We start from the raw sequence: 13116 nt of genomic DNA on the forward strand, positions 1-13116 counted from the left end.
AGTTTTATCGGGGCAGTAGACGTAATCCGTCAATCAGAGCGCCGCGCCACCAGGCATAATCGTGACCGCCGGTGTACACGCTGTAATGGCTTTCAACGCCGGCGGCGCGCAATTTTTCATGCAACTGTTTGACCTGCGGGACCGTCGAACCTTCCAGCGATCCCACGCACAGATGCGTACGTACGGCTGGCGAGGGCGCGGATAACACATGTTCGCTGACCCATGAGCGCTCTTCTGCGCTGAAATGGTCCGGGCGGTTGCGGTTGTCCGGCGTCCACCACATTGAGGGGGAGTGGCTCAGCACCAGGCCGAAGCTCTCTGGCGCGTGGCGGGCAGCCATCAGCGCGGTCACGCCGCCGAGGCTTTGCCCAGCCAGCACCGTTTGTGTACGGTCCGCCCACTGTCGTTCCGGGTATTTGGCGCGAAGGGTTGGCAGCAGGCGTTCGGCAATGTCGAGCACCAGCTCGCGGCGACCGCCGAGGATTGCGACGCGTTCACCCGCGTTGATGTTATCAACGCCGAGTACGGCCACCGGCGCGATGCGTCCGCTGCGGATGGCGGCGTCAATGGCGGCGCTTACCCCAAGATGGTCGAACCAGATCTCGCCATCCGTGAGTACCAGTAAGCCCAGCGGTTGTACGACAGGAACGTCAGGAAGATACAGCCGCACACGGCGACGTTGTCCGGCAAGCCGATGTTCTGAGGTGAAAAGCTGCCCGGCGTAAGCGCGACAGCCTGACCACTCCTCCTGTGCCGGGGCATGATCCAACGCCAGAACAGACTCCTGCGTATTACCCCGAACATTTATTCCCGGCGTGCTGTTCAGCGGGTCCGCCTTCCCGACAAGGGAGGCGAAACGGCTTCCAAGCTGCAACACCGTCTCGTCCGGGGTTTCCGGTGGTATTTCGACCATCGTATAGGAACCGCAGTAGGACGCCGGTAAGCGAAGCGTCAGATGCCAGATATCCGTTGTGGGCAGTTGCGTCATCATACCTTTCGCCACGTTATCTTTATCGGTGACACGGTTCAGGCGAACATAAACCCCCCGCAGAGGAGAGGCGGCACGCCACAGGAAGGTGACTTCCCGTTCATCGTCTGCGCCGTTAATGGCTGTCACCAGCGGCAGCGCGAACGAGTTTGCTTCTCGCCAGAAGTGAGAAGCGTCAACCTGGCTTCCGGCGGCGAGTTGGCGGCGAAGGCGCGTAGCGGTCTGTATAGCGACAGGAGCGACGGGCGGGCTCAGTCTCATTCTTTGTATTCCATCTCATTTATATTTCGGTCAGTATCAATAGCTAAAGCGGCTGTTACAGGAACAGCCGCTTGCGGGCTTTCTTTTGCGTAAATCGTGGCGATAAAAACTATCCCATAACCTCTTCTTGCGTATCGCGTGTCTGGCCGATGCTGTCCCGCCACAGACGAGCATACAGGCCATGAGCCGCTATCAACTGCTCATGGCTGCCATATTCAGCGATACATCCTTTATCGATTACGACAATCACATCGCAGCGGCGAGCGGTGGTCAGCCGGTGCGCGACGATAAGCGCGATGCGTTTTTCGGTATGCGTCACTCCGGTAAGCGAGGTTATTAAGCGCTCCTCGGCGCTGCGGTCGATACGCGCTGTCGCCTCGTCGAGCAGCAGAATGTGCGCCTGCGCCAGTTGGGCGCGGGCGAGGGCAATCAACTGACGCTGGCCCGCGGACAGATCCGTGCCGCCGTTATTGACCGGAGTACGAAACCCCAGCGGCAGATGTTGCACAGTTTCAAAGAGTCCCGCCTGTCGCGCCGCGATCTCCACCTCCGTGTCGCTGCTGTCTGGCCGCGAATAGCGGATATTTTCGGCAATATCGCAGCTAAATAATGCGACATCCTGAGTGACCAGCCCCGTCTGGCGACGATAATCACTAAGCGACGCGGCATCAATTACGCGCTCACCGACACGGATTTGCCCGCTGCCGGGAGAGTAGAGCCCGGCCAGCAGCTTGATCAGCGTCGATTTGCCAGCGCCGCTACGTCCGACCACCGCGACTACCGTTCCTGGCGGAATGATGAGCGAAAGATTATCAAGCACAGGTTGCGTTTTTTCGGGATAGCGGAATGTCAATGCCTCCAGACGTAGCGCGCCGCCAGCGCCAGGTGTTATGGAGGACGGTTCAATATTCTCCGTTTCCTCAGTCGCCAATAGCGCATTGATATGTTTGCCGCTGGCGGTCGCCTGCTGCCAGGAATCAACAATGCCTGACAACTGCTGTACCGGGCCATAAAATTGTCCCAGTAGCAGGAAGAACGCCGCCAGTATCCCGGGCGTCATTTCGCCTCCGGCGACCCGGCTCGCCCCGATTAAAAGCACGGCGGCATAGGCGGCCTCGGTGCAGAAGGTCAGGAACGGAAAATAGACAGCAAGGTATTTTTGCGCCCGCACGCGGGTGGCGCGGAAGTTGTCTGATAACGCCCGTAGCCTGGCGGCTTCCTGCTTCTGTTGACCGTGTGACTGCACTACCCGCATACCGGAGACCTTTTCCTGAAGCGTACTGTTCACCTTACCAATTTCCAGCCGTGCCTGAGCGTAGGCAGGCGAGCTCAAACGGCGGTAAATCCACGTCGCCAGCACCACTACAGGCACGGCGCTTAATGCCGTTAATGCAAGAATGGGGTCAAGCCAGAACATTGCCGCGGCGATAGCGACCATCGTCACGATGCTGGTGGCCGCGCTGGCAAGACCGTTTTGCAGAAATCGGGCGAGTGAATCAACGTCGACGGTCATGCGAGTAAGACGCGAGTCGATGTGCTTCTCGTGCCAGGGAAGACTCAGGCGTAGCAGGTGGCTGAAGCTGCGTAAGCGTACCGTATGCTGTACCGACTCTGCCGCGCGGGCGGCGAAGATCGTTTGCAGCGCATAGCAGCACCAACCAATCGCCACCAGACACAGCGCGAGCAGAGCGCATATGCCAATAGTCGACATATCCCCTGCGGCAACGCCTGAGTCAATACCGCGCTGCAAAAGCACCAGCACGCCAACGCCTGCGGCGGAATCAAGCGCGATAAGCAGGGCGGCGATGACGAACATCCAGGCTACTGGCGTCAGCAGCGATGAGACTTGACGCCCGTGGCCTGCCAGCGCCATCTGTACGGCGCGTTCCGGAACGCGCGTCATTCGGTCGACAAAACCTTTTCCAGCGGGTGTCTGGCGCTCATGCGCGTCGTCGGATTTTACCGCCTGCGTTGTTGGCCATAGCTCACGTTGTTCCGCCGGGGCGAGGGCGAGAAAATCCCCCTCGCCGCTCATCAGCGAGCGAAACGTCGGACACCTTGCATCCAGCTCCGCCTGGGTACCGATATCCACGACGCGGCCTTTATCCAGTACGACGATCCGATCGGCTAACTGCAGTGTTGAACGGCGGCGTGCAATCACCAGCAGCATATGCTCATTATCGGCATAACGACCAAGAGCCGTATTAATTTCCGCTTCAGTACCGGCATCGACCGCCGAGGTGGTGTCATCGAGAATCAGCAGTTCCGGCGCGGTAATCAGTGCCCGGGCTAGCGCAATACGCTGGCGTTGGCCGCCGGAGAGGTTGCTTCCGCGTTCGGTCAGTCGGGTGTTGAACCCCTGCGGTAGCGCATTGATGAACCCGCTGGCGCCTGCGGCATCGGCGGCGCGTCGAATGTCGTCCTGAGTCGCTTGCGGGTGCCCATAGGCGATGTTTTCCGCCACCGTACCGGCAAACAGAAACGCGTCTTCAAAAACTACGCCAACGCGACGACGAAGCGCCGTCAGTTTCAGGTCGCGAATATTCTGTTGGCCCGCAGTGGTGTTGAGCCACACCCCGCCGGAGGTAGGATCGTAAAAGCGCGCCAGCAACATCAGCAATGTTGATTTTCCGGAGCCGGAGGCGCCAACCACTGCCACGGTTTCACCGGCGTGAATGGAAAACGAGATCTCATTGAGGATACGGTTACCGTTGTCGTAGTGGAAACTCATCTTCTCCACGTCCAGCCCGATAATCTGACCTTCAACCGACTCAGTACCGTCTTCCATGCGAGAACGCGTGTCGATAAGCGCGAAGACGCGCTCTACCGACGCCTGTGTGCGCTGTGCGATAACCAAAAACGATGCCAGTACGCGGGTAGGGCCGGTCAGCATAGCGAGAAAACTCGCGAACGCAACGAAGGTTCCCAGATCGATGCGCCCATTCATTACCGACCAGCCGCCATAGCACAGCAGGACGATTTGCCCTATCACCGGTAGCGCCAGCATGGTTGCGCCCGGCATCGCCTGCGAGATAGCGGCGCCGATGCGTACCCGCACCATCTGCCGCGACTGACCATCGAGCCAACGCGTTTCGCGCAACTCCGCCACGCAGGACTTCACCACTGAGATCTGTTCCAATACTTCGCGCATATGCTCCGTCATGTGCGCCAGCCGGTCTGAGGCAAGCCCCGTTTGCGCGAAAACACGGCGACGGGCGCGCAGGGCGGTAATAGCAAGGGCGGCCAGTACGCAAATCACGATAAGCGTCATGGATGGCGACATCCATAGCATCACCGCGATACCGGCCACATAGTAAGTGAGCACCGCCAGCGGCACCGGACACATCTGTAGCAAGGTGTGTACCTGTTGAAGATCGCTGTTGGTACGCGAAATGACCTGCCCGGTACGCAAGGCGTCCTGGCCTGCGCCGTCCAGTTTCTGAATACTGTCGAACGCACGGCTACGTAACGTATGCTGAACCCACAGCGAGAGTTCCCCGGCATAGCCGCGGCGCACGTAATTCCCGATAAAATCAAAAAGGGCAATTAACAGCAGGCCGCAGGCAAGTAACGGCAGGTGGGTTGTATCGCCTGCTATCGCGTCATTGACGGCCTGACGCGTTATTAGCGGCGTCAGCGCAGCCAGTAAAATGGTCGATACTGATGCTACGATGACAATGATGCTCAGTGTTTTACGTTCCCAACACACGCGGGCAAGGCGAACTATCCAGGCACGAGCGGGCATGGGGGAATGAGTCGCGGGCATTAAGCCTCCTTATCGGTGAAAGATGAGATATGGCGACACACGCTGGGTTCAGCCGCCATATTGTCATTGCGCTGCCGCGGTTAGCCGTGTTGCAGCATGGCGATCAGTTTTTTTGCCACCTCGGTCGGGCAAGGCTGGGCCGCCATTTCCGCCGCGACCTCCTGCGACGCCTCGCGAAGCGCGCGATTACCGAGGAAGGTATTGATCATGCTGCTCGTAAGCCCGCTCTTACCGGGAATAATGCCGCATCCGCGCTCGACCACGGCGCGGGCATTGACGGGTCTGTCGGCACCCTGGCCAAAGACTATCTGCGGAATGCCGGCATGCAGCGCCGTCAGGGTGTTGCCTGCGCCGCCATGGTGGATAAAACCGTCGGCGCCGTTAAGGAAAACGCCCATCGGAAGCCAGTCGACCAGACGGACATTCGGCGGCAGTGAACGTAAATCCGAGCGGGCGTTTGCCGGAAGATGCAGGATGATTTCGGCATCTACTTCGCCGGCAGAATCCATTACCCAGGAAATCAGATCCAGGCCATCCACCATCGGTTTGACGGTGCCGAGGCTGACCAGAAGACGCTTGCGATCAGGTGTACGTTCCCACCATTCTTCCCAGACGGCGCCGCCGTTATACGGGACGTATTGCATGGAGATAACCGGCTCTCCGTCATTTTGCAGTATGCTCATGCTGGGCGGTGTGACGTCTATCCACGCCAGATCTCTTGGTGGCGCGCTGACCCCATGGCGGCGGTAGGCGTTAGAAAGTGATTTCGTCACGCCTTTGATGTGCCAGGGCGTATGACCGAAGCCGACGGTTTGCATCACTACCGGAATGTCATACTTAGCGGCAATCAGTGGTCCAACGACCCCAAGGGGAGGGTAGACGATGAGATCTGGTCGCCACTGCCCGGCGAACGCGACCAGCGGGTCAGTCATCTCTTCGCTGAAGAATGAGAAGTTCCCCATTTTTGTTCCAATGTTATTTTCTTTTCGTAATGCCTCCTGACGGCGATAACCCGCTTCCGAATCGAAACCAGGCGCAGCGTCAAATACCACCAACCCAGCTTCTGCTGCTTTCTGTGCAAATTTTCCACCGCTTGCAATCAGCACTTCATGGCCATTAACACGAAACGCTTGCGCCAGGGACAGCACAGGGTATAGCAGTCCATACAGTGGTGGACCGACAAACAGAATACGCATGAGAAATCCTCTCTCTCCACGTCATAAATCGAACAAGTCGTTAATGAGAATGATAATAATTACCAATATCATTTGAAAAATGCAATAACAAATACGACCCTTGATCATGTGATGATTTTTTGCGTAAAAATCGGGAAAGAGGAGAGCGTTAAGCGGTGAAGTTTGGTTTCAGGCTTATTTACGCGCGTATGGTCGCAAAGGCAAAGCGCCAGGATTGGGGGAACTGGATTCGCATACCAGACGCCCGTGGATTATTAATGATAACTTCGTAAATAACCTTTCAGACAATGAGGTAAACGTACCGACAACAAGGTAACGGGAAACGTAGGGAATAGTATTGATAACACGTTGCGGGGCAATTTACTGGTGTCCGGCGGCAGATCGTGTTCTGTGCAGACTTTCCGGCGTTAAATCCCGTATCACCTGCGAGCCTGGACTATTTCTGTGGTATCAACTCTGTAGTAATTTTGTCACCTTCGTCTTCATTAACCAATGAAACCAGCTTTAACGTCACCGTTCGAATGTTGCGAACGAACAGCTCCTTATGCGGAATATCGTCACCGCTCTGCGATTTTTATAGCGCATCAGCCACACGATTTATTGATTCTTGAAAACCAAGGTTTTTGATAAAGCAATCCTCCATGAGAAAAGCGACTAAAATTCTTCCTTATCTGATGTAAAGGAGAAAATCATGGCTACTATTGGGTATATTCGGGTGTCAACAATTGACCAAAATATCGATTTACAGCGTAATGCGCTTACTAGTGCAAATTGTGACCGCATTTTTGAGGACCGTATCAGTGGCAAGATTGCAAACCGCCCCGGCCTGAAACGAGCGTTAAAGTATGTAAATAAAGGCGATACTCTTGTCGTCTGGAAATTAGACAGACTGGGCCGCAGCGTGAAAAACCTGGTGGCGTTAATATCTGAATTACATGAACGTGGAGCTCACTTCCATTCTTTAACCGATAGTATTGATACCAGTAGCGCGATGGGGCGATTCTTTTTTCATGTAATGTCAGCACTGGCCGAGATGGAGCGAGAATTAATTGTCGAGCGAACCCTTGCCGGACTGGCTGCCGCCAGAGCGCAAGGACGACTGGGAGGGCGCCCTCGGGCGATCAATAGACATGAACAGGAACAGATTAGCCGGCTATTAGAGAAAGGCCATCCTCGGCAGCAATTAGCTATTATTTTTGGTATTGGCGTATCTACCTTATACAGATATTTTCCGGCAAGCCGCATAAAAAAATGAATGAATTAAAATAAAAATTACAACAGGATGGATATAACATTTTTGTAATACAGGCGTATGGCATAAATAAACCGAAAGGGTATACGAAAAAGACAGCATCTAATTAAAAAGAGAAAAAAATTCAACGCATTAACATATATAGTGTAGCGCGCTCACGATAAGGCCTGTGTTACATCCAGCTATAGACGATATCGCTCAAAACACTAGCAGACACTGCGTTCACATAGAAAGGCTTTTTAATCAAAACGTTAGGTGTAAGCAATTACAGACGGAAAAAGTAGTAAAGTTTATGCCTCAAGTGTCGATAACCTGGATGACACAGGTAAGCCTGGCATAACATTGGTTATCAAAAACCTTCCAAAAGGAAAATTTTATGGCACAAGTAATCAACACTAACAGTCTGTCGCTGCTGACCCAGAATAACCTGAACAAATCCCAGTCCGCACTGGGCACCGCTATCGAGCGTCTGTCTTCTGGTCTGCGTATCAACAGCGCGAAAGACGATGCGGCAGGTCAGGCGATTGCTAACCGTTTCACCGCGAACATCAAAGGTCTGACTCAGGCTTCCCGTAACGCTAACGACGGTATCTCCATTGCGCAGACCACTGAAGGCGCGCTGAACGAAATCAACAACAACCTGCAGCGTGTGCGTGAACTGGCGGTTCAGTCTGCTAACAGCACCAACTCCCAGTCTGACCTCGACTCCATCCAGGCTGAAATCACCCAGCGCCTGAACGAAATCGACCGTGTATCCGGCCAGACTCAGTTCAACGGCGTGAAAGTCCTGGCGCAGGACAACACCCTGACCATCCAGGTTGGCGCCAACGACGGTGAAACTATCGATATCGATCTGAAGCAGATCAACTCTCAGACCCTGGGTCTGGATTCACTGAACGTGCAGAAAGCGTATGATGTGAAAGATACAGCAGTAACAACGAAAGCTTATGCCGATAATGGTACTACACTGGATGCCTCAGGCCTTGATGATGCGGCCATCAAAGCGGCCATTGGTGGTACGACTGGTACGGCTGCTGTAACGGGTGGTACAGTTAAATTTGACGCAGATAATAATAAGTACTTTGTTACTATTGGTGGCTTTACTGGTGCTGATGCCGCCAAAAATGGCGATTATGAAGTTAACGTTGCTACTGACGGTAAAGTTACACTTGCTGCGGGTGCAACTAAAACCACAATGCCTGCTGGTGCGGCAACTAAAACAGAAGTACAGGAGTTAAAAGATACACCAGCAGTTGTTTCAGCAGATGCTAAGAATGCCTTAATTGCTGGCGGCGTTGACGCTACCGATGCTAATGGCGCTGAGTTGGTCAAAATGTCTTATACCGATAAAAATGGTAAGACAATTGAAGGCGGTTATGCGCTTAAAGCTGGCGATAAGTATTACGCCGCAGATTACGATGAAGCGACAGGAGCAATTAAAGCTAAAACCACAAGTTATACTGCTGCTGACGGCACTACCAAAACAGCGGCTAACCAACTGGGTGGCGTAGACGGTAAAACCGAAGTCGTTACTATCGACGGTAAAACCTACAATGCCAGCAAAGCCGCTGGTCATGATTTCAAAGCACAACCAGAGCTGGCGGAAGCAGCCGCTAAAACCACCGAAAACCCGCTGCAGAAAATTGATGCCGCGCTGGCGCAGGTGGATGCGCTGCGCTCTGATCTGGGTGCGGTACAAAACCGTTTCAACTCTGCTATCACCAACCTGGGCAATACCGTAAACAACCTGTCTGAAGCGCGTAGCCGTATCGAAGATTCCGACTACGCGACCGAAGTTTCCAACATGTCTCGCGCGCAGATCTTGCAGCAGGCCGGTACTTCCGTTCTGGCGCAGGCTAACCAGGTCCCGCAGAACGTGCTGTCTCTGTTACGTTAATTTATTTCGTTTTATTCAGCCCCGTGAATTCGGGGCTTTTTCATTCAGCATAGATGAATATATCTTTATGGAAAGTATGGCTGTAAATGATATTTCCTACGGGCGAGAGGCTGAAATATGGCCGCGGGATTATTCTATGCTTGCTCGTCGAGTTCAATTTCTACGTTTTAATGATATCCCTGTTCGATTGGTGAGTAATAATGCCCGGATAATCACAGGCTACATTGCGAAGTTTAATCCGAGGGAAAATTTGATTCTGGCTTCGGATAAACCTAAAGGAAATAAGCGCATTGAAGTTAAATTAGAGTCTCTGGCAATTCTTGAAGAATTATCAGGTAATGACGCTTTTAATCTTTCACTGGTGCCGGCTGACGAATTTAATCTTCAGCAATATACTCCATCAAGAAGAGATTATTTCTCGATTTGCAATAAGTGCTATAAACAGGGAGTCGGTATCAAAATCTATATGAAGTATGGACAGGTTTTGACTGGCAAAACGACAGGCGTAAATGCGTGTCAGGTTGGTGTGAGGACATCCAATGGCAATCATATGCAAGTTATGTTTGACTGGGTGAGCAGGATCACGTCTTCGGACTACGCTGAATAACGCCTACGGTAATAAAAAATTCCGTGAGAAAATATTGCTCCTGGAGGAACAGAGACCATTCGACAGCGCATAGATAGTTTCGCCGCTGCTCGTGCCACTACGGCCAGGACGCTTAAAGCAGCTGACAGAAAAGAATTGATCATTAAAGCTTCGCAAAGAAGGTCTGCTGAATCTTCGCAAATCTATGGATACCGTAGCCCAACATCCTGGCGTCTCACGGGCAACTGCTTATCTTTATGCTCGACAGTCTGACTGCGAGCTTTGCCCCAGCCAGGCAGGACTCTCAGTGAGTGTTCTATTTTCTTTGACTCTCGTATTCCAATTCTTTCGGGAGTTATTGGTGAGACTTTTGGCGTTTTGCCCTGTCACCCATTGCGTCATTTGACGTCAATGCCCGTGAGGCTCTCTGCAATTCTCACCAGGCGGCAATAGATGTAAAAAAGCCCGCAGAGCTTGTGCTGTGCGGGCTTAGTGAACTTCATTGAGCTGGCGGAGTCTGAATAATTCACGTAATCATCTGTTATTAGGTGACTTTAACCAATTCAACTTTCATTGGTATACCTAAGCGTATACCAATGGCAATTTGTTGCAGCGCTTCCTGCGGTTAAGTGAACCTGTTTTTGGATAGATCACATCAAGAAAAAAACTTTTTTTTAGAAAAACTGTTCACACTATTCACTAGGTATTTTTATTTTTAATATTCAGTAGCTTAATCGGTGAATGGTTGGTGAACAGTGAACACTCTACTGTTCACTTTTGCCGTTTTGCAGGTAAAAAAAGACCGGCGATTGCCGGTCAGGGTAGGTTATTTCGTTATGGGGTCATCACATTTCGGCAGCCAGTCGGCGTTGCTTTCTTCCCTGAGCGCCAGATTGGTCTGTATGCCCTGATTTTTCCGGCGCTTCTCATAACTCAGCCCGTACTCTTTCAGCATGGCAGGCAGCCCCTTGCCGAACATGGTGAGGCTCAGGGTATTCCTGTAGCCGTGAGCTTCCATATACGCCAGATAGGCATGATACAGATACAGGCGCGGCTGGCGCGGAATGATGTTGGCATTGCCGATATACATACCCTCAGGTTCCGGCAGGGCTTCCAGATAGCCGCAAAAATCAAATGTCGGGTCGGCATCACGTTTAATACTGAGCGCCTCGTCGGAGTTCTGCTGTGACTGGAGCAGAGCACGGGCAGTCATCGGGTCGCTGAACTTCTGCATTAGCTGGCGAACAATCACCGCCAGCTCACGGGCGATTTTACTCTTAAGCTGCGGGTCACGTTCCTCCGGGGCAATCTGTTCCGGGAAATGCAGTATCACCCGGCGACGGGAAACACCGCCGCTGCGGTCGGTAAAACGCATCGGGTTATTGTTCACGGCCAGAATCACCGCCGGAATATGGGTGGAGTACGCATCCTTGTATTTCGGGTCGACCGATACCGCATCACCGCCGGTGATGGCCTTAAGTCCTGCACCGTCACCGCTCCATTTTTCCTGGTCAGGCAGGCGTATCAGTGAAAAGCCAATCAGCGCCGCGCGCTCACGTGGTGATTCCAGCGTTTCGATGGTAGCCGACGTGGCGTTATCTTCCCCGGCAAGCATGGTCGCAATTTCGGCCAGAATACTTTTTCCGCTCCCGCCGGGGCCGGTGACTTCGAGAAAGAGCTGCCAGTCGTAACGGTTCGCTAGAACCATAAACAGCGCAGCCAGAATCACGTCGCATTTTTCCGGTTTGCCACCGGCAGCGCGGTCAAGCCAGCGCCAGAAATGAGGGGCGTGGGTTTCCAGCGTTTCGCCCTCCACCGGCGGGGTGAAATCAACATCACATAGCGTGCGCAGCCAGTGTGATTTATGGTGCGGGCTGAATGTTCCGGTGGCGGTATCGAGTACGCCATTGCGAAAGCCAATCAGACGCCGTGCCGGGGTGTCCTGCTGCGGAATAATCAGTTTCAGGGTCTCCACCACTGAGGCAATTTTCCCCGACGAGAACGGCGCGCGCAGACGCTGGAACAACCCGGCCACATCGCGGGCAAAATCCGACGGGGGAATGATTTTCCATATCCCGGCCTCATAGCGGGACAGGAGCTGGCCGTTCGCGTCCACGGCCAGCGCTTCGCCGTAATGTTCATGCACCCGCATTGCCTTTTCACTGGTGCTCATGGCGGTAAATTCCGCCTCGCTCATGGTAATGAAAGGGCTGTCAGCCGGTGGCCGGATGGCGTCATAAATTGCTTTCCTTGTCGCCTCTTCGCCTTTCTGGACAAACGCATCATTCCAGTCGCCGAACACCGGCGGCAGGGCGACAACGCCCTCACAGGCGTCTGCGGCCGCAGCGGCTTTGTTCTGGCCATCGCCGTTAAGGTCACGGTCGGCGGCGAGCACAATCTGACAGGCCGGGTGTTTCTGACGGGCAAGGCTCGCCAGAGAAAGGAGGTTCACGGAGGACAGCGCCACCATGACAGTTTCCCCGGTCAGGTGATGCACGGTGAGCGCGGTCGCATAGCCCTCCGCAATCCACAGACGTTTTCCTGCCTGTTTCTGCCCCCCGATGATATGGCATGTACCTTTTACCGCTCCGCCTTTCAGGCTGCGTTTGAGACCGTCAGAATTGATAAGCTGAAGGTTAACCAGTGCGCCGGTATCATCATGCAGCGGGACAACCACATCACCGGCGCGGAACGTCACGCCGCCGGTTTTATGCATGACTGTCAGTACCGGACATTCCCGGTCGGGGAAACCCTTGCGGGTGAGGTAGGCGTTGCCGCTGGCCGGTCGGGTTTTCTCCATGAGCCTGACGGCCAGCGCGGCCGCTGCTTTGCGGTCAGCCTCCGCTCCGGCCTCTGCGGCCGCAATCACTTCCGGGGCAACCGGCGGCAGGTTGCCGGTCACGACGTTCACCTTCCCGGCAGCTTCTGACGGAGTCACGCCAAACACTTTCTCTACCAGCTTAAGTCCGTCACCCGCGCCGCACTGGTTGCAGAACCATGTCCCGCGCCCCTGTTTATCGTCAAAGCGAAAGCGGTCGGAGCCGCCGCATACCGGGCAGGACTGATGGCGGTTTTTAATCACATTCACACCCAGCGCAGGGAGAATGCGCGGCCAGTGACCGCACGCCTGTTTTACCGTTTCTGTTACGTTCATTTTCATGGTTATTTTC

7 protein-coding genes and 1 pseudogene are annotated in these 13116 nt (G+C 54.0%); 4 read left to right on the plus strand and 4 right to left on the minus strand.

Annotated features, from left to right (window positions below; all coding sequences use genetic code 11):
• Positions 1-4 precede the first annotated feature (4 nt).
• The 3 genes from J4617_RS10575 to iroB all read right to left on the minus strand — a co-directional run bounded on the left by J4617_RS10575 (position 5) and on the right by iroB (position 6211).
• Positions 5-1249, minus strand: a complete 1245-nt coding sequence (locus J4617_RS10575; protein WP_017465669.1) for an esterase family protein — start codon at positions 1247-1249, stop codon at positions 5-7.
• A 109-nt stretch (positions 1250-1358) separates the two neighbouring features.
• Positions 1359-5015, minus strand: a complete 3657-nt coding sequence (gene iroC, locus J4617_RS10580) for a salmochelin/enterobactin export ABC transporter IroC (protein ID WP_017465670.1) — start codon at positions 5013-5015, stop codon at positions 1359-1361.
• An 80-nt stretch (positions 5016-5095) separates the two neighbouring features.
• A complete protein-coding gene (iroB, locus tag J4617_RS10585; RefSeq protein ID WP_001221110.1) occupies positions 5096-6211 on the minus strand; it encodes a salmochelin biosynthesis C-glycosyltransferase IroB in 1116 nt (371 codons plus the stop codon).
• 691 nt (positions 6212-6902) lie between these two features.
• Between iroB and hin the strand changes: the two genes are divergently transcribed.
• From hin to J4617_RS22985, 4 genes and pseudogenes are all read left to right on the plus strand, one after another.
• Positions 6903-7466 (plus strand): flagellar phase variation DNA invertase Hin, encoded by a 564-nt coding sequence (gene hin, locus J4617_RS10590; protein WP_000190919.1) that lies wholly within the window; start codon positions 6903-6905, stop codon positions 7464-7466.
• Positions 7467-7839: 373 nt separating this feature from the next.
• Positions 7840-9360, plus strand: a complete 1521-nt coding sequence (locus J4617_RS10595; RefSeq protein ID WP_017465671.1) for a FliC/FljB family flagellin — start codon at positions 7840-7842, stop codon at positions 9358-9360.
• Between the two features lie 67 nt (positions 9361-9427).
• Complete coding sequence (gene fljA, locus J4617_RS10600) at positions 9428-9967, plus strand: phase 1 flagellin gene repressor FljA (protein ID WP_017465672.1); 540 nt, start codon at positions 9428-9430, stop codon at positions 9965-9967.
• Between the two features lie 27 nt (positions 9968-9994).
• Positions 9995-10217, plus strand: a pseudogene (locus J4617_RS22985) (helix-turn-helix domain-containing protein); the annotation flags it as partial.
• Between the two features lie 555 nt (positions 10218-10772).
• Here J4617_RS22985 and J4617_RS10605 read toward each other — a convergent pair.
• A complete protein-coding gene (locus J4617_RS10605) occupies positions 10773-13106 on the minus strand; it encodes a primase-helicase zinc-binding domain-containing protein (protein ID WP_208290686.1) in 2334 nt (777 codons plus the stop codon).
• Positions 13107-13116: the final 10 nt, after the last annotated feature.

Origin of the sequence: Salmonella sp. 32010601201800023SM (assembly GCF_017572235.1) — a bacterium.
Lineage (GTDB): Bacteria > Pseudomonadota > Gammaproteobacteria > Enterobacterales > Enterobacteriaceae > Salmonella > Salmonella enterica.

Bases quoted from the DNA above. Each gene is read 5' to 3' on its own strand.
- J4617_RS10575 (WP_017465669.1), bottom strand. From the start codon at position 1,249: ATGAGACTGAGCCCGCCCGTCGCTCCTGTCGCTATACAGACCGCTACG.
- iroC (WP_017465670.1), bottom strand. From the start codon at position 5,015: ATGCCCGCGACTCATTCCCCCATGCCCGCTCGTGCCTGGATAGTTCGC.
- iroB (WP_001221110.1), bottom strand. From the start codon at position 6,211: ATGCGTATTCTGTTTGTCGGTCCACCACTGTATGGACTGCTATACCCT.
- hin (WP_000190919.1), top strand. From the start codon at position 6,903: ATGGCTACTATTGGGTATATTCGGGTGTCAACAATTGACCAAAATATC.
- J4617_RS10595 (WP_017465671.1), top strand. From the start codon at position 7,840: ATGGCACAAGTAATCAACACTAACAGTCTGTCGCTGCTGACCCAGAAT.
- fljA (WP_017465672.1), top strand. From the start codon at position 9,428: ATGGAAAGTATGGCTGTAAATGATATTTCCTACGGGCGAGAGGCTGAA.
- J4617_RS10605 (WP_208290686.1), bottom strand. From the start codon at position 13,106: ATGAAAATGAACGTAACAGAAACGGTAAAACAGGCGTGCGGTCACTGG.